This window comes from Affinundibacterium fentianense, from assembly GCF_018139545.1.
GTDB lineage: Bacteria > Pseudomonadota > Gammaproteobacteria > Burkholderiales > Burkholderiaceae_D > Undibacterium > Undibacterium fentianense.
Map to the genome: position 1 here is coordinate 659,481 of NZ_JAGSPJ010000001.1, position 16,318 is coordinate 675,798.

The following is a 16,318-nucleotide window of genomic DNA, read 5'->3' on the forward strand; positions in this document are numbered from 1 at the left end:
ACACATACAGTTGACTAATTGAAGGTGACAAAATGCCTAATTCGCATACGATTACGCCGATACTACCAATCATCGCTGCGGCGAAAACGACTCCGACTTCCCCCGAATTAAGGAGCGGAAATTCCTTCAATCAAGTTCTCAAAAACGAATACGCCAACAAAGCGAAAAAAAGTGGGAATGAGTCACCTAAGAGTCCGACACCGGCACAGACTAAAGTAAACGCGTCAACGTCTCCGACCACGAATAAAATTAGCACAGAAACCAGCAATTCGGATAATCGAGACTCAATTCAGCAAGATGACCAGGAAAAAGACGAAACGGTGTCGGTCAATCTCGCTGACCCCGCGACATTACTGTCATTGGTCAATCGGCTAACGATCGTTGCACGAAATGATGCAAGCCCCATTGACGAAAATAGTGGCAAAGAACCCGACCTCATAGCATCGGATAGCTTGGTAGGCGATGCCAGTATGGGCCTGCCCGTCACCTCAACTGATGACAATGTGACGACAACAGCAAATGCGGATGTGCAAGATAGCGAAATGACGTTTTCCAGCTTTATGGAAAAACTTCCCAAAAATATTGATCCTGCCGGCTACCGAAATCAAATTGACACTAGTAAATCCGAATTGACCGAGACCAATCCGAGTTCGGAAAAAAGTACTTTGACCAGTTTGGTCGCTCAAGATCTGTTAAGCTCGCCGGCGCCGATGACCTCGGAATTAAAATCTTTGTTGTCCAATCAAAGTTTAACGAATCAAGCAACAGTAGACATCGATGAGAGAGTAGCACCCGACGATATCGAACTACCACTCAAACTCTCGCCCCAAACGGACAACACGCTCACTGACACGGAAAATGTGCGCATAGAGCCCTCACAAAACAAGGGTGTCGATATTACGCCACAAGATAGCTTCCGTAACCAATTGAATGCCAAATTCGAACAAGAACACCTTGCAGAGGCGAATACCCAAAGAATAAATTCGAATGAAACGTTCAATGTCTCGACACAAAACCGAGCGGAAGCCATGGTGCCAGCGCCAAGTTTGCAGTCCAATATAGAAACACTCAGCAGCTTACCCAGCACTGAACATATCGGGCCGCGAGTAGGAAGCAAAGCGTGGGATCAAGCTATTGGACAAAAGATTGTTTGGATGGTTGCAGGCGGTGAACAAAGCGCACAATTAAGTTTAAATCCACCTGATCTTGGTCCACTTCAGGTTGTGTTAAGCATCAGCGATAACTTTGTTGACGCAAGTTTTGTCTCTTCGCATTTAGACGTAAGAGAGGCAATCGAATCGGCCGTCCCAAAACTGCGGGAAATGATGGACAATGCGGGCATTTCTTTATCCGGTTTTTCAGTCAGCGCAGAATCACCTCAGTCTGGTCAGGGATTTCAATCTGACAGTTCGCAACGTACGCAATTTCAATCAAGCCAACGCGCCGACAATGCAAGTGAAATTGAAATGCCTATAACAACTCCAGCTCGGGCGACAGGCAGAGAACTCGGTTTGGTTGATACTTTCGTGTGAAATTTTCGTACGAATAGGTAAAATGTTGTCAATGCGTGATGAAAATCCATGATTTTTATCACGCGTTTCGTATTCGGGTCATGGTGCTCAAAAACGATACTATAATTAACCGCGAGCAAAATTCCTTTGTATTTGCTTACGATCTTCGCTTTGTTTAAATTAAATCATCGCGAGACGTACGAATCGAAGAAAGAATAGTCGTTAAGTTTGTCTTATAAATTGAGAGCTAAGCAACAAAAACCACTCTTTTTCTAAGATAGAAACGATACAAAGTACGCGATAATTTCTTCAATCGAACCAACATTTCAATATCGGCGAGAACTCAATATGTCAAAAGCACCCGCAAAACCAGCTGATTCAGAAGCCGCACCAGCTGGAAAATCAAAAAAGAAACTCATCGTCATTGGCGCAGCAGCCGTTCTTCTGCTTGGTGGCATCGGTGGTGGTGCAATGTATTTTATGAAAAAAAAGCCTGCTGCCAAAGAACACAAAGAAGAACCAGCCAAGGCACCAGTTTTCTTGCCTTTAGAACCTTTCGTAGTCAACTTGCAGTCCGAATTTGGTGAAAAATATTTGCAAGTACAAATGACATTACAGGTGCGTGATGATGCAACGGTCAATCTCATTAAAGCAAACCTGCCACAAGTGAAAAGCCGCTTGATTATGCTGTTGTCCAGTAAGAATGCAGAAGAACTACTCACCCCTGAAGGCAAAGACTTATTAATTCAAGAAATTACCCAACAGATCAGTTTGCCCTTTGTACCAAAAGGTGAGCCACAAGATGTCAGTGGCGTTTTCTTCACTTCTTTTGTAGTTCAATAAAATATCGTGTCTGATAATTTTTTATCACAGGAAGAAGTTGACGCCCTACTAAAGGGCGTCACTGGCGATCAAGACGACTCAGAGTCGCTTGAAGATACCTCAGGCGTCCGCCCCTATAATCTGGCGACTCAAGAACGCATCGTTCGTGGTCGGATGCCGACCTTGGAAATTATCAACGAGCGATTTGCTCGGCTATTGCGTATTGGTTTATTTAACTTTCTTCGTCGCAGCGCAGAAGTCTCTGTCGGTACGGTAAAAGTCTCTAAATATAGTGAATTTATTCGTAATCTAGTCGTCCCGACCAATCTCAATCTGACACATATGAAGCCGCTTCGTGGCACCTCTCTGATCGTGTTAGATCCTGGTTTAGTTTTTCTTTTGGTAGACAATTTATTTGGTGGCGATGGCCGCTTCCATACCCGCGTCGAAGGGCGTGATTTTACGCAAACCGAACAACGAATTATTCAAAGAATTTTAGAGATCATTTATGAAACCTATGCCAAGTCATGGGAACCGGTCTATCCAATTCAATTCGAATATATTCGTTCAGAAATGAACACCCAATTTGCAAATATTGCGACACCAAACGAGGTCGTTGTCTCGACAACATTCACGATCGAGTTAGGCCCAGTGAGCGGCGAAATGCACATGTGCATGCCGTATTCGATGATAGAACCAATTCGTGATTTGTTAACCAGTAGTTTGCAAGGTGAAACACTCGAAATTGACAAACGCTGGGTTCGCCTCATGACCCAACAAATTCAAATTGCGGAAGTTGAAATCGTTGCAGATTTAGGAACAACAAAAGTTAGTCTGGGCGACATTTTGAACATGAAGGTGGGAGACATTATTCCTTTGTCCGTACCAGAAATCGTGTCAGCTAAAGTCGATGGTACGCCAGTGATGGAATGCAAATACGGCGTATTCAACGGACAGTATGCCTTGCGTGTCGAAAAAATGCTCGGTTCCAGTGTCAATGAAATAGCGCATGAGTCGCTGCAGGGAGAAAATAATGGATGAAAATGACAATCCAATCAGCGAAGATGATTGGGGCGCGGCGATTGCCGAACAAGAAAAAGCAGATGCAGAAGCAGCCGCTCGCGCGGCAAGTGGCGCAAATGTTCAATCTGGTGCGGGTTTATTCCAAGAATTCGGCAAGGGTCCGCAAACCCAGACCCACAACGACATTGATTTCATTCTCGATATTCCCGTTCAACTCACAGTTGAATTAGGACGTACCAAAATCGCGATCAAAAACCTACTGCAATTGGCTCAAGGTTCCGTGGTTGAATTGGATGGCCTCGCTGGTGAACCGATGGATGTTTTGGTAAATGGTTGCTTAATCGCCCAAGGTGAAGTGGTGGTGGTCAATGATAAGTTTGGTATTCGATTGACCGATATTGTTACACCGGCAGAGCGCATCAGAAAGCTTAATAAATAATGATAGCCCGAAGCACACCGCTTGCTTTGCATGCCTCTTTCGCCATCATCATGTTGGGTATTGTAGATTTCGCCTATGCACAATCAGGTGCGGTCGCTGCCAGCACGGGTCTATTACAGATATTTTTGGCGCTCGCTGTCGTGATTGGCATTATGTTGTTGCTCGCTTGGATCGTTAAACGTGTTGGTCCAATCGGTAACAATCAGCAACTCCCCGTTAAAATCATCGGTGGAACCACCGTTGGTAATCGAGAGCGTGTGATGGTAATCGAAGTTGCCGACCAATGGTTGGTGATCGGTGTGACGTCTCAACAAATCAATGTTTTATCAACGATGCCGAAGCAAGACATTCCGGCAAACAGTCACCCAACAACAAATGTATCGGTTCCGTTCGCCGATTGGCTTAAGAAAACGATCGACAAGGGCGCATCGCCTAATCCTTAAATCTGCGATTTTGCGGATGCTGTTTATGAAAAAAAATCTGTTTACATTTTTCGGCGCAATTTTTTCTTCGGATGGACTCAAGCGCCACCGTATAGCATTGCCCTCCTTGTTGGCCATGCTATTTTTTTGTCTGTCGACAACAGACTATGCAATTGCCCAAAGCGCAGGATTGCCAGCTATCACTAGCGCACCAGCCGCAGGCGGTGGTCAGAATTACTCGCTAAGCATACAAACGCTGCTTTTCCTCACTTCGTTGGCGTTTATCCCAGCGGCGCTGTTAATGATGACCAGCTTTACACGGATCATCATCGTTTTATCATTATTGCGACAGGCGCTTGGGACGCAATCTGCCCCGCCCAATCAGGTGTTGATCGGGCTTTCTCTCTTTCTTACGCTATTTGTAATGGGTCCTGCATTTGATAAGATTTATGAAGACGCTTATCTGCCATTTTCTGAAAATAAAATCACGATGCAAAAAGCAATGGAGAAAGGTGTCGAACCGCTAAAAGGATTTATGCTGAAGCAAACTCGCGAGTCCGACATTGCGCTGTACGTCAAGCTCTCCAACACGCCGGCATTACAAGGACCAGAAGATATTCCATTGCGCGTTTTGATCCCCGCGTTTATTACCAGTGAATTGAAGACGGCCTTTCAAATTAGTTTTGCGATTTTTATTCCTTTCTTAATTATTGATATGGTCGTCGCAAGCGTTCTAATGGCGATGGGTATGATGATGGTCTCCCCTTCCATCGTTTCATTGCCATTTAAATTGATGTTGTTCGTGTTGGTAGACGGTTGGCAGTTGTTGATCGGCTCACTTGCTCGAAGTTTTTACTAAAGGAAAAACCATGACACCAGATAGCGTAATGACGATGGGTCGTCATGCAATGGAAATTACTCTAATGATTTCCGCCCCCCTATTGCTAGTAGCGCTAGGGGTTGGGCTGATTGTCAGTATTTTTCAGGCCGCCACCCAAATTAATGAAGCGACGCTTTCGTTTATTCCCAAGTTAGTCGGGATATTTATTACGCTCGTTGTTGCAGGCCCATGGATGTTAAGCGTCCTCGGGGACTACATGCGCGAAGTATTTACAGGTATTGCCATGGTTTCTGGCTAATTATATTGGTATGGTCTCTATCAACAGCAATGATCTAATTGCATTAATTGCCGCATTTGTGTGGCCATTCACTCGCATTTTAGGATTCATTGCCATTGCGCCTCCATTTGGAAACAACGGCGTACCAGTCAGAGTGAAGATCGCGCTAGGCTTTTTTCTCGCAATGATCGTTGCGCCGAGTATCCCTGCAATCGATCATGTCGATTTAGTTTCGATTACAGGGATTGCTGTTATCTTGCAACAACTGATCATTGGGGTTGCAATGGGTTTCATCGTTCGCGTTACTTTTGCTGGTGTCGAGATGGCGGGCGAGATGATAGGCTTAACAATGGGTTTAGGTTTCGCGACATTTTATGACCCACAAACACGCGGTCGATCCTCTGCGATCGCACAATTTTTAGTCATTATTACGACTTTGATCTTCTTGAGCTTAAACGTTCATCTTGCGATGTTTGAAGCATTAATCACGAGTTTCAAAAGCATTCCTATTTCTACCTCATTGCACATGGGATTTAGCCCTCAGCGTTTGGCTATTTGGGGCGAAGAGATTTTTAAGATCGGCATGTTATTGTCGATGCCGATCGTGGCTGCCTTGTTGATTACCAATATCGCTCTCGGGATTTTGACCCGCGCAGCGCCACAACTGAACTTATTCGGAATCGGGTTTCCTATCACGATCACGGTCGGCTTTTTGATGTTAATGTTGATCCTTCCCTATTTGTTACTGCCGTTGGAAAATATGTTCCAACATGGACTCAACACAATCCATTCGTTAGGAAGCGCGCCTCCAACAATTCCTATGAAGAGACCCTAATTCCATACAGGTACTTATGTTTCAAGGTATTGCATCCGAAAGCAACAATGCTATGGTCACTCAGGAAGAGCTATTTCAACTTGAACAAATCCGAGCATTCGAACTCGAAATGAAGCGGAAATTACCCATCGGTGCTTTGATGCAAGCAGCGGGCAAGGCCGCGGTCGATTTAATTCTAGACTTGCTGGGTAGCAAGACCGGAAATGTCCTAATACTTGTCGGCGCCGGGGACAATGGGGGTGACGCTTTCGAAGTCGCAGCCGAATTAGCCAGCAAAGAATTCATCGTCGATATCATCATGATGGGACAAGTGGAAAATTATTCCGCTGAAGCGCAGATGAGTCTGCATAAAGTGAAGAACTTTGATCAATCCAAGATAAGGTGGATCTCGCTCGCAAGGTTTGAGCAGTCCGATTTACACAATTGGGCGATCATTGTTGATGGTTTATTTGGAATAGGACTCAATCGCCCTATTGATGGCAAAGTTGCTGCTCTAATCAATTCGATCAATTTAAAAAATACCCCTCCTTTGGTCCCCGTCCTAGCCTTAGATGTCCCGAGTGGATTAAATGCTGATACGGGTCAACTATTTGGAGACCATAGCCCAGCTATTCGGGCTAGTCACACGATAAGCTTTATCGCGAACAAGCCAGGCCTTTACACAGGCAAAGGAAAAGATTACGCAGGCCAAGTTCATCTTGCAAATTTAGGCTTACGGCTGGATGTACCCTGCGTTCCAAGCGCAATACTATTGACACCATCGATGATGAGGAATTATTTGCCTACGCGCTTGCAGGATAGTCACAAAGGAAGCTTTGGCGAGGTCTTAGTTATTGGCGGAGCGGAGGGCATGCAAGGTGCGGCGATTCTATCTGGGCGCTCAGCATTATTCGGTGGTGCGGGGAAGATTTTTATTGGATTCTGTGGCGCAGTGCCGTTATTTGATTCCTTGCATCCCGAACTCATGTGTCGCGACGCCGAACGCATTCCAGAGTCGGTATCGGTGCAAGTTGTCGGCCCAGGCTTAGGAAAAAGTGAAAAAGCACTGCGTTTAATTGAACGTTCCTTGACCGATTGCAAAAAACTCGTCATCGATGCAGATGGGCTCAATTTAATCGCAGACTCCACCTCGCTTCAAGCTTATTTGCGTGATCGCCAAACCAATCATCTTGATACGATCATTACCCCTCATCCCTTGGAGGCAGCACGTTTACTCAACACAACGGCAGCCACCATACAAAGTAATCGCATGCAAGCAGCACAAGCATTGGCCGAACAATTTAACGCCACGGTGATTCTCAAAGGAGCAGGTACAGTAATCGCAGATTCAAAGAAACTTTGGATTAACAATACGGGAAATCCAGCCTTGTCTACGGCTGGCACTGGCGACGTCTTAGCTGGACTATGTGGCGCACTTTTGGCGCAAGGACTATCAAGTTCACAAGCAGCTTGTTTAGCCGTATTTACGCATGGCTTAGCAGCAGATACATATGTTGAAGAAGGCATGGGTCCAATTGGCCTGTGCGCCAGCGAACTACCCACACAAATTCGTCAGATTCTAAATCAACTACAACGCTAGGACGACATACGCCCTGTCTGACATGCCGATCAAGTTAAAGACGTTTAATGGTTAAATAAAAAACAACGCAAACTCAGAATTCAATTTACAATTCTTGCTCTTGAGATCCACTTTTCGTCAAATGAAAATTTTATTCGTACACCAAAATTTCCCTGCACAATTCAAGCATCTTGCGCCAGCACTCGCCCGAGATACAAATAACGAAATAAAAGCAATTTGTTTGACCCCACAACTTGGGAAGGTTTGGAACGGTGTTTCTATCCACAAATACGCAACCCGCCGTGTCAATTCAAGAGATATTCATCCTTGGTTGATCTCGACGGAGAGCAAGATCATTCGTGCTGAGGCAGTCATGTATTGTGCACGGGAATTAGCAAAACAAGGATTCCACCCTGATCTAATTTTTGCCCACCCAGGCTGGGGAGAAGCCATGTTTCTCAAACTGGTTTGGCCCAATGCAAAGCTGCTCCTCTACTCCGAGTTTTACTATCACAGCAAAGGTTTTGATACTGGGTTTGATCCTGAATTTCCTCTTGCCGGTATTGGATCTGAGTGTTCGATCGAACTTAAAAATATGCACAATCTGTTTCAAATGCAGAACGCGGATGCTGCCCTTAGCCCGACACATTGGCAAGCAAGTAGCTTTCCATCTTGGTTTCAAACAAAGCTACGGGTTATTCATGATGGAATTGATACTGATTTAGTTAGACCCGATGAGCAAATCAGTTTTCAAGTCAATTCCGCGCTAACTGTAACAAAAAAGGATGAAATCATTACTTTCATCAATCGAAATTTTGAACCTTACCGCGGCTACCATATCTTTATGCGAGCGCTTCCCGCACTGTTAAAGGCACGCCCCAACGCGCAAGTCCTGTTGGTCGGTGGAGAGAGTGTGAGCTACGGGGAAAGCGCCCCCAAAGGTCAAAATTGGAAAACTATTTTTTTTGATGAAATTAAACCGCAGCTTAGTCAACAAGAAATTCAACGCATCCATTTCTTGGGCACTGTACCGTATGCAAGATATCTCGCTCTTTTGCAAGTCTCGCGCGTCCATGTCTACTTAACCTATCCATTTATTTTGTCTTGGAGTTTACTCGAAGCGATGAGTGCTGGCTGTGCTATCGTCGCCAGTAATACAGAACCTGTCAGTGAGGTTATTCAAGACGGCGTTCAGGGAAAACTAATGAATTTTTTCGACAGCGATGGATTACAAAAAACGATCTGCGATTTACTCGAAAATAAGGACGAACGCCAACGTTTAAGCACCAATGCGAGGCAACTGGTACGCGAACGCTACGACCTGAAAACTGTTTGTCTACCGGCACAATTAGCTTGGGTCAAATCACACGGGACTGCTCTCTAATTTACCAATCCATCGAAAGCAAATGTTACAACACGACGATAGGCCAATCTAGAATCGCGATGTCTGAACGAGCAATCGCTACGCAAGGTAAAATATAACCATCCTGTTTCTCGTCGAAACTTAAGCTTGGCCACTCAATTTGGTAATACACCTCACCCAATTTAGTCTTGCATAAGCAGGTCCTGCAACTGCCATTACGGCACGAGTTCGCTGGGCGGACGCCTTGTCGTAACGCTGCCAACAATATTGGTTCGCCCTCATTACAGACAAATTCCCTGTTTTGCTTAATCAACGTTACTCGAAATTCTCGCGAATTCTCGGTAGACATAGCTTACTCAAACGACTTTCTGCAGGCGCATAGCGACACTCATATCCCCCGCCAATTTCAAACGACCGCTCATGAAACCCTGAACAGGCTTCAATTCTCCATCTAAAAGGGCAACTAAATCTAGCAATGACAAAGTCACAGTGCAGATTGCCTCGCGGCTTTGATTGTCAACGATGTGGGGATTTTGCAAGGCATCGACGAACACGACCCCTTCCACTCCACAATCAAATTTCAGAGTCGCGTGCAAACTACTGTTCTGCCCCAACTTTTCACGGATTCTATTCGTACACTCGACGAGCTGACTGTTCATCCCACACACCCTTTATTTCAATACGCAAGTCAACATCCAAAAGAACTCATTACGACTTAAACGAATATCGCGGGCGACGGCAGAAAATTTCTTCTTTAAGTAGCTATCAGTGGGAAAATTCTTGATGATTTCAAGGCGACTCCCGTCAGGTGTCTCGCGAATTTGATAAGTATTACCGTCAGAATCAGTACGCGCAGTGGGAGCAGTAAAGTCCTCCACAACATTGTCATCAATCAATACCAATAATCCACCGCTGCCAATTGCTTTCTTAATGTTCGCTAGGACCATGCTATATTCATCGCGCCGTACATGCGACCATACACCTGCGGCAAAACACGCGTTGAATTGCCGATCATTCGGCAAACTTAAATTGCGCCAATCTGCTATCGCAAACTCGACTTTACCATCGGGATAATCATGATCTTGCGCGATTTCCAGCATCACTTCATTGATATCTGTCGCCAACACTGCGTTTGCTGTTTCAGCGAAATGTTGCGTCCAGTAGCCGGTACCACAGCCCAGCTCCAAGACTTCTCGCCCTGCTAAAGCGGCACTTACGTGTTCCGCTGCCGCATAGGCATCTTCTTCCAAATCAGGTTCTTGGTATTTCTCATCGTAATTTTCTGCACATAGTGCATAATAATTTGCCAAAACTTCAGTTGTCATTGTGTTCTTTCAAAACGCTTCAATCCCCTACTTCTCAGTGCTTGAATCTCAGGGTAAGTTGATCCAAATAAAATTACAGGTCGTAATTATCCTTCCCCCCCTGCATCACTTGATCAATTAGTTTTCTGTTCATGGTCGGTGACAACATTTCAATAAACGTGTACATGTAAGTTCGCAAATAAGCCCCTTGGCGCACTGCAACTCGCGACACATTCATCCCAAATAAATGCCCAACGGGAATCGCACGTAAATTGACATCACGTTCAGCATCAAAGGCCATTCCGGCGATGATGCCTACGCCCATTCCTAATTCGACATAAGTCTTAATCACATCGGCATCAATCGCTTCCAATAAAACATCGGGTTTCAACTGCCTTAGCTCAAAAGCGTGATCAATCTTGCTACGCCCAGCGAATGCCGCATCGTACGTAATAAGTGGGTAGCGTGCGATTTCTTCCAAGGTAATCGCTTTCAACTTCATTAATGGATGATCGGGAGCTACGACTACCACATGTTCCCATTGGTAGCATGGCATCGAAACAAGGCCATCGACACTGGTAATCGCTTCCGTCGCAATGGCAATATCGGCCTGATCACGCATCACCATTTCTGCGATCTGTTTCGGGCTGCCTTGCAGCAAGGACAATCGGACCTTGGGATACTTTTGCATAAAGGCTTGAACTAATTTCGGCAAAGCATATCTCGCCTGCGTATGCGTCGTTGCAATCGTAAAGCTGCCGCTGTCTTGTGCGGCAAATTCTTTACCAATGCGCTTCAGGCCATCAATTTCTTGCATAATCATTTCAACCGACTTCAGCACCGCACGACCTGGCTCGGTGAGGCCTCGAATACGTTTCCCATGGCGGGCAAAGATATCGACGCCCAATTCTTCTTCTAATTCAATAATTGCTTTCGAAACGCCAGGCTGTGAAGTAAATAGTGCCTTTGCTGCTTCGGTAAGATTGAAGTTTTGTCTGACAGCTTCACGGACAAAACGTAATTGATGGAGATTCATTCATGCATCCTTGGGTCAGAATAAAGTCATTTTACGGTACGAATTCAACGACTATTTAGTTGCAAGCATCGACATTTCTTTGCTTTTCTTTATACCACAAAGAAACACTTTATTCAGTTTATATAACTTAGACAGTATATAGGCTCAAGAATGGAATTTCTAGAAAAAAACTTCTCTCAGTTCAAATAATCATGCATCGCTATTTCTTCGCGCACTCGACCACACTCTGCTCAATAGCACCAAAAATCGTTTTCCCTTGTTTATCGAACATTTCGATCCGAATTTGATCACCGAATTTCATAAAACTGGTACTTGCCTCGCCATCTGCAATCATTTCTAAAGCGCGCTTTTCTGCAATACAACTAAATCCTTTCTTGGGATCTTTGTTCGAAACTGTACCTGATCCGATAATCGTCCCCGCACGGGCATTTCTGGTCTTACACAGATGCGTAATCAACTGGGGAAATGAAAAAACCATATCCACGCCAGCATTCGGTTGACCAACTAGAACGTCATTCCAACTAGAGCGCAATGCTAAATGAACCTTACCATCTTTCCACGCGTCCCCTAATTCATCAGGGGTTACAGCAACCGGTGAAAAACTCGATGCAGGTTTGGATTGAAAGAAACCAAAACCTTTTGCCAATTCAGCGGGAATCAAATTGCGTAAGGACACGTCATTAACCAACATCAATAAGCGAATGTGCTCCGCCGCGTGTTGTACCTTTACTCCCATTGGCACATCGCCGGTAATCACTGCGACCTCGCTTTCGAAGTCAATTCCCCATTCTTCTGAGATCAACTCAATATCATCCATCGGGCCTATAAAGTCATCACTGCCCCCTTGGTACATCAAGGGATCATGCCAAAAACTTTCAGGCATTTCTGCATTTCTTGCCTTGCGCACCAATTCAACATGGTTCACATAAGCTGAACCATCGGCCCATTGAAAGGCGCGAGGCAACGGTGCCATACAATTCTTTGGTTCGAAATCGAAACTATTGATGCCGCGACCGGCGTTTAATCTTTCATAAATTTCACGCAATTGTGGCTCAATAAAATTCCAATCATCCAACGCGTGCTGCAATGTTGGCGCAACGCCATCTGCTATCTGTGCGGTCTTCAAGTCCCGTGATACAACCGCAAGTTGGCCATCACGTGTTCCATCTTTTAACGTCGCTAATTTCATTGTTGTACCGAATCTTTATCAATTCACATAAGTTGAGGAATTCGCCATAGAATAAGGCATTCGGTGAAATTGTACCTTGATCAAGCAAAAAATTCGTGTTTTCACGACAAATTCGGCGGGAGAAAAATTTGGACAGAGAGATCATTTTAGAAACTGAACGCCTAAGACTTCGTACGATGGACGAATCCGACGCGGCTTTCTACTTACAACTCGTAAACGACCCGACATTCATCGACAATATCCGCGATAAAGGAATTCGTAATCTAGAGGACGCAAAAAAAGCGATACAGACTGGACATCAAGACGTGCAAGCGAAAATGGGATTTAGCTTGTATTTAGTTGAGCGAAAAATTGACGGTAACGCAATTGGTCTTTGCGGCTTAGTCAAACGTCCTGAATTAGAAGATATTGATATTGGCTATGCTTACCTTCCTGAATTTACTGGACAAGCTTACGCCTATGAAGCCGGTCTTGCTGTAATAGCTTACGCGAAAGACCACTTGAAACTGACGAAACTCGTCGCGATTACCTCCCCTCACAACATCGCTTCAGAAAAGCTTCTGCTCAAAATGGGACTTCATTTCGTACAGACGATCGCATGGAATGAGGGCAAAGAAGTCAAATTTTTTCAAATTCAATTTTGATCGATCAAGACACTGAAATTCAAAAAAAACGGGCATCAAATGTGCCCGTTTTTTGCCTTGGATAACTACCAAAAACTCTATAAAAAACGATCAAGAATTTTACGGCTCTGTTTATCAATTTCGTACATGTTGCGTATTAAAAAATGAATGCCATGATTATCGGAAATCAGTAAAGACTCTTTACCAACCCGGCGAATATCCTCGTCACCTTTTAACACAAAGTGTGTCGCACCGCGATCAGTCTGCACATGCCAAGTGCAAGGGGTTGCAAAACTTGTGACGCTCGTGATGCTATTGATTTCCGGCATAAACTCGCGCCCCTCCAATTCAGTGCTAATCAAATCTCGAATAGGTGCAGGCAAGTCAGACAAATGATCGATCCAAGCAACTTCTGCGCCGTTTTCTTTGACCAAAGAGATGCCATCGTTAGGAGATTGAATCGGAAATGCGCGAACAGGACGTACATCCACATGTTCTACACCATTTAAATCGGTTAGGACGAGTTGCGCAAATGAATTGCGGCGCAATTGAAAAGTGATTGTCATATTTATTCGCCTCCGATCGCCATTGCAGCCGCATTTCTGGCTTGCGCTTCATACAGTTTAAAATAAGCTCCCTGCTTTGCCATCAACTCGTCATGACTACCAACCTCGACGATTTCGCCACGATCCAAGACGACTAAACGATCAGCTTTATGCAAAGTCGATAATCGATGTGCGATCGCGATTGTTGTGCGCCCTTGCACTAAATTATCCAGCGCCTTTTGAATTTCTTTTTCCGTTTCAGAGTCAACTGAAGAGGTTGCTTCATCCATAATCAAAATACGTGGATCGATCAGCAAAGCGCGTGCAATCGAAATCCTTTGCCGCTCACCACCAGATAATCCTTGCCCGCGTTCCCCCACCATCGAATCGTATCCTTGAGGCAAACGTAAAATAAATTCGTGGGCATGTGCAGCTCGGGCCGCTGCGATAATTTCTTCTCGCGTCGCATCTGGCTTACCATAGGCAATGTTGTCCGCGATCGTTCCGAAGAACAAAAACGGTTCTTGTAGGACCAACCCAATATTGCGTCGATAATCTGCAACAGCAAAAGCCCGAATATCCACACCATCGAGCAAAATTGCCCCTTCCGCGACATCATAGAATCGGCAAATCAAATTCACCAAAGTGCTCTTTCCGGATCCACTATGACCAACCAAGCCAATCATTTCACCGGGCTGAATATTTAAGCTTACATTGCGATTGACTGCGCGATTGCCATAGCGGAATCCGACTTCACGTAACTCAATTTGTCCCTTGACCTCTTGAACTTTGACTGGATTTTGCGGCTCTGGGACGCTAGAAACATGATCCAAAATATCAAAAATCCGTTTCGCCGCTGAGGCTGACTTCTGAGTCACTGAAACAATCCGACTCATTGAATCAATGCGACCATAAAAATTACTAATGAATGCAACCGCTGACACCAATGCACCGACCGTAATTTCGTTGTGAGAAACCTGCCATATACCAAAACCCCAAACGACGAGAATACCAACATCGGTGAGGAAAGAGACGATTGGCGAAAATAAAGACCAAACTTTATTTAACTTATCATTCACAGCCAAATTGTGTTTATTTGCCTCGCGAAAACGTGTCGCCTCGCGCTGTTCCTGCGCAAATGCCTTCACCACACGAATACCCGGAATGGTATCAGCTAAAACATTTGTCACTTCGCCCCAAACCCTATCGATTTTTTCAAACCCTGTTCGCAGTCGATCACGAACCATATGTATCGCCCATGCGATCAGTGGTAGAGGCAAGAGCGTCACCAAGGCCAATTTGGTATCGATCGTCAAGAGAAACGCCGCTGTCATCAAAAACATCAGGACGTCCGTCGCAAAGTCCAATAAATGCAAGGACAAATAAACGCAAATTCTGTCACTTTCGCTGCCAATGCGCGACATCAAATCGCCTGTACGTTTGCTGCCAAAATACTCCAACGACAGCTTTAGCAAGTGTTCATAGGTTGCCGTGCGCAAATCGGCACCAATGCGCTCGGACACTAACGCTAAAATGTAAGTTTTTCCCCAACTTAAAAGCCACGCCAAAACAGCGGCGCCAAACAAGCCCCCAATATAAATTGCAACAAGACTTGGCTCGACATGCTGCCCATTTTGATACGGAATCAAAACTTTATCCGTCAATGGCTTGGTCAAGTAGCGCGGTATCATGTGCGCTGCTGTCCCTAAGAACATGAGAGTAAACCCAATCAACAGGGGAATTCTATATGGACGAGCGAACCGCCATAAGCGAAATAAGGTCCAAGTCGATGGTGGTGTGTGTACCACTTTTGTACATACGGGGCATTCGTCCTGGTCTGGCTCCAAAACTGCCTTACAACTTGGACAAACATTTTGCTCGATCCGCTCAACTGGGCGACCTGTCAAAAATTCATGTTGCTGTTCTCGAAACGCGTCCATTAGCCGGATCATCAACAAGTTCTGTCCGAGCGTAAAGCGCCAATGCGCTAACAAATGATTTGCATCTGAAAGTTCGAGGTGCCCCACGCCAGCATGATCGTGGTGCCGCAACTGCAGTCCGTCCGAAAAAGCCCAGCTAGTCCATTCTGCGCAGTCTGGTGATTTAGACAAAAGTCGACGGTTCGTCACAACAATTAATCCCGCTTGAAAGCGCAATTTTGCATCCAAATCAGTCTCAACAGCACTCATTAGTAATTCATCTTGCACTAATTGCAAATTCAATTCTTGTTTCCATTCTGCAGGAACATTTACTACAGAATTAGCGGCTATGGATACACCTGTTGTCATTGTTCAATGAACTCCAAAAACGCTTTTTCACTTCCATGAAAAAACAATCAATTATTAAAAAAACCGCATTATTTTCGCAAGAACGGGTGACCTGAAGATGGACTCCAGTAAAAAAAGCACGATAAAACTACCCGAGGATGCATCAAGCTGTATGACTGAAAGCACAATTTACGGTATTCTGTCGAAAAGGAAACAGGATCAAGGAGATTATCCATTTTTGTGATCAATAAGAAGTATACCAG

18 protein-coding genes are annotated in these 16,318 nt (G+C 44.9%); 11 read left to right on the top strand and 7 right to left on the bottom strand.

All coding sequences use genetic code 11. The features are described from left to right. Positions 1-32: 32 nt before the first annotated feature. The 10 genes from KDM90_RS02945 to KDM90_RS02990 all read left to right on the top strand — a co-directional run bounded on the left by KDM90_RS02945 (position 33) and on the right by KDM90_RS02990 (position 9,112). The gene (locus tag KDM90_RS02945; RefSeq protein WP_212674062.1) at positions 33-1,532 is read left to right on the top strand and encodes a flagellar hook-length control protein FliK; all 1,500 of its coding nucleotides are present in this window, start codon (positions 33-35) and stop codon (positions 1,530-1,532) included. A 327-nt stretch (positions 1,533-1,859) separates the two neighbouring features. Next, complete coding sequence (gene fliL / locus KDM90_RS02950) at positions 1,860-2,354, top strand: flagellar basal body-associated protein FliL (protein WP_212674063.1); 495 nt, start codon at positions 1,860-1,862, stop codon at positions 2,352-2,354. Positions 2,355-2,360: 6 nt separating this feature from the next. Next, complete coding sequence (fliM, locus tag KDM90_RS02955; RefSeq protein WP_212674064.1) at positions 2,361-3,374, top strand: flagellar motor switch protein FliM; 1,014 nt, start codon at positions 2,361-2,363, stop codon at positions 3,372-3,374. Beyond that, a complete protein-coding gene (gene fliN, locus KDM90_RS02960; protein ID WP_212674065.1) occupies positions 3,367-3,795 on the top strand; it encodes a flagellar motor switch protein FliN in 429 nt (142 codons plus the stop codon). The genes fliM and fliN overlap by 8 nt, the downstream gene beginning before the upstream one ends. Beyond that, positions 3,795-4,238 (top strand): flagellar biosynthetic protein FliO, encoded by a 444-nt coding sequence (fliO, locus tag KDM90_RS02965; RefSeq protein ID WP_212674066.1) that lies wholly within the window; start codon positions 3,795-3,797, stop codon positions 4,236-4,238. Before fliN ends, fliO begins: the two co-directional genes overlap by 1 nt. Before the next feature lie 115 nt (positions 4,239-4,353). Beyond that, positions 4,354-5,076 (top strand): flagellar type III secretion system pore protein FliP, encoded by a 723-nt coding sequence (gene fliP, locus KDM90_RS02970; RefSeq protein ID WP_212674484.1) that lies wholly within the window; start codon positions 4,354-4,356, stop codon positions 5,074-5,076. A 10-nt stretch (positions 5,077-5,086) separates the two neighbouring features. Further along, positions 5,087-5,356: a flagellar biosynthesis protein FliQ gene (gene fliQ / locus KDM90_RS02975; protein WP_212674067.1), complete on the top strand. Its 270-nt coding sequence runs from the start codon at positions 5,087-5,089 to the stop codon at positions 5,354-5,356. A gap of 10 nt (positions 5,357-5,366) precedes the next feature. Further along, positions 5,367-6,170, top strand: a complete 804-nt coding sequence (gene fliR, locus KDM90_RS02980) for a flagellar biosynthetic protein FliR (protein WP_212674068.1) — start codon at positions 5,367-5,369, stop codon at positions 6,168-6,170. A 16-nt stretch (positions 6,171-6,186) separates the two neighbouring features. After that, positions 6,187-7,749 (top strand): NAD(P)H-hydrate dehydratase, encoded by a 1,563-nt coding sequence (locus tag KDM90_RS02985; RefSeq protein WP_212674069.1) that lies wholly within the window; start codon positions 6,187-6,189, stop codon positions 7,747-7,749. Between the two features lie 121 nt (positions 7,750-7,870). Further along, positions 7,871-9,112, top strand: coding sequence for a glycosyltransferase (locus tag KDM90_RS02990; RefSeq protein ID WP_212674070.1), 1,242 nt, complete (start codon positions 7,871-7,873; stop codon positions 9,110-9,112). 25 nt (positions 9,113-9,137) lie between these two features. Here the strand turns inward: KDM90_RS02990 and KDM90_RS02995 are convergent, their stop codons facing one another. The 5 genes from KDM90_RS02995 to KDM90_RS03015 form a co-directional block, all read right to left on the bottom strand. Continuing rightward, positions 9,138-9,440, bottom strand: a complete 303-nt coding sequence (locus KDM90_RS02995; protein ID WP_212674071.1) for a 2Fe-2S iron-sulfur cluster-binding protein — start codon at positions 9,438-9,440, stop codon at positions 9,138-9,140. Between the two features lie 7 nt (positions 9,441-9,447). After that, positions 9,448-9,750, bottom strand: a complete 303-nt coding sequence (locus tag KDM90_RS03000) for an SCP2 sterol-binding domain-containing protein (protein WP_212674072.1) — start codon at positions 9,748-9,750, stop codon at positions 9,448-9,450. A 12-nt stretch (positions 9,751-9,762) separates the two neighbouring features. Beyond that, on the bottom strand, positions 9,763-10,416 hold the full coding sequence (locus KDM90_RS03005) for a class I SAM-dependent methyltransferase (RefSeq protein WP_212674073.1): 654 nt from the start codon (positions 10,414-10,416) through the stop codon (positions 9,763-9,765). A 73-nt stretch (positions 10,417-10,489) separates the two neighbouring features. Then, complete coding sequence (locus KDM90_RS03010) at positions 10,490-11,431, bottom strand: CysB family HTH-type transcriptional regulator (protein WP_212674074.1); 942 nt, start codon at positions 11,429-11,431, stop codon at positions 10,490-10,492. 199 nt (positions 11,432-11,630) lie between these two features. Next, entirely contained in the window at positions 11,631-12,620 is a 990-nt protein-coding gene (locus tag KDM90_RS03015) for a fumarylacetoacetate hydrolase family protein (protein WP_212674075.1), read from the bottom strand. A 95-nt stretch (positions 12,621-12,715) separates the two neighbouring features. On the opposite strand from KDM90_RS03015, the gene KDM90_RS03020 reads away from it, so the two are divergent. Continuing rightward, a complete protein-coding gene (locus KDM90_RS03020; RefSeq protein WP_329605286.1) occupies positions 12,716-13,264 on the top strand; it encodes a GNAT family N-acetyltransferase in 549 nt (182 codons plus the stop codon). Positions 13,265-13,341: 77 nt separating this feature from the next. On the opposite strand, the gene KDM90_RS03025 is transcribed toward KDM90_RS03020, so the two are convergent. Both KDM90_RS03025 and KDM90_RS03030 read right to left on the bottom strand, forming a co-directional pair. Further along, complete coding sequence (locus KDM90_RS03025; RefSeq protein WP_212674077.1) at positions 13,342-13,809, bottom strand: cyanophycin metabolism-associated DUF1854 family protein; 468 nt, start codon at positions 13,807-13,809, stop codon at positions 13,342-13,344. Positions 13,810-13,811: 2 nt separating this feature from the next. Next, positions 13,812-16,076: a cyanophycin metabolism-associated ABC transporter gene (locus KDM90_RS03030; protein ID WP_212674078.1), complete on the bottom strand. Its 2,265-nt coding sequence runs from the start codon at positions 16,074-16,076 to the stop codon at positions 13,812-13,814. Positions 16,077-16,318: the final 242 nt, after the last annotated feature.

Excerpts from the sequence above, each read along its gene's own strand:
- KDM90_RS03005 (WP_212674073.1), bottom strand. The coding sequence starts at position 10,416 with ATGACAACTGAAGTTTTGGCAAATTATTATGCACTATGTGCAGAAAAT.
- fliL (WP_212674063.1), top strand. The coding sequence starts at position 1,860 with ATGTCAAAAGCACCCGCAAAACCAGCTGATTCAGAAGCCGCACCAGCT.
- KDM90_RS03000 (WP_212674072.1), bottom strand. The coding sequence starts at position 9,750 with ATGAACAGTCAGCTCGTCGAGTGTACGAATAGAATCCGTGAAAAGTTG.
- fliQ (WP_212674067.1), top strand. The coding sequence starts at position 5,087 with ATGACACCAGATAGCGTAATGACGATGGGTCGTCATGCAATGGAAATT.
- KDM90_RS02945 (WP_212674062.1), top strand. The coding sequence starts at position 33 with ATGCCTAATTCGCATACGATTACGCCGATACTACCAATCATCGCTGCG.
- fliN (WP_212674065.1), top strand. The coding sequence starts at position 3,367 with ATGGATGAAAATGACAATCCAATCAGCGAAGATGATTGGGGCGCGGCG.
- KDM90_RS03015 (WP_212674075.1), bottom strand. The coding sequence starts at position 12,620 with ATGAAATTAGCGACGTTAAAAGATGGAACACGTGATGGCCAACTTGCG.
- fliP (WP_212674484.1), top strand. The coding sequence starts at position 4,354 with ATGCTATTTTTTTGTCTGTCGACAACAGACTATGCAATTGCCCAAAGC.
- KDM90_RS02985 (WP_212674069.1), top strand. The coding sequence starts at position 6,187 with ATGTTTCAAGGTATTGCATCCGAAAGCAACAATGCTATGGTCACTCAG.
- KDM90_RS03010 (WP_212674074.1), bottom strand. The coding sequence starts at position 11,431 with ATGAATCTCCATCAATTACGTTTTGTCCGTGAAGCTGTCAGACAAAAC.
- KDM90_RS02995 (WP_212674071.1), bottom strand. The coding sequence starts at position 9,440 with ATGTCTACCGAGAATTCGCGAGAATTTCGAGTAACGTTGATTAAGCAA.
- KDM90_RS03030 (WP_212674078.1), bottom strand. The coding sequence starts at position 16,076 with ATGACAACAGGTGTATCCATAGCCGCTAATTCTGTAGTAAATGTTCCT.
- KDM90_RS02990 (WP_212674070.1), top strand. The coding sequence starts at position 7,871 with ATGAAAATTTTATTCGTACACCAAAATTTCCCTGCACAATTCAAGCAT.
- fliO (WP_212674066.1), top strand. The coding sequence starts at position 3,795 with ATGATAGCCCGAAGCACACCGCTTGCTTTGCATGCCTCTTTCGCCATC.
- KDM90_RS03025 (WP_212674077.1), bottom strand. The coding sequence starts at position 13,809 with ATGACAATCACTTTTCAATTGCGCCGCAATTCATTTGCGCAACTCGTC.
- fliR (WP_212674068.1), top strand. The coding sequence starts at position 5,367 with ATGGTCTCTATCAACAGCAATGATCTAATTGCATTAATTGCCGCATTT.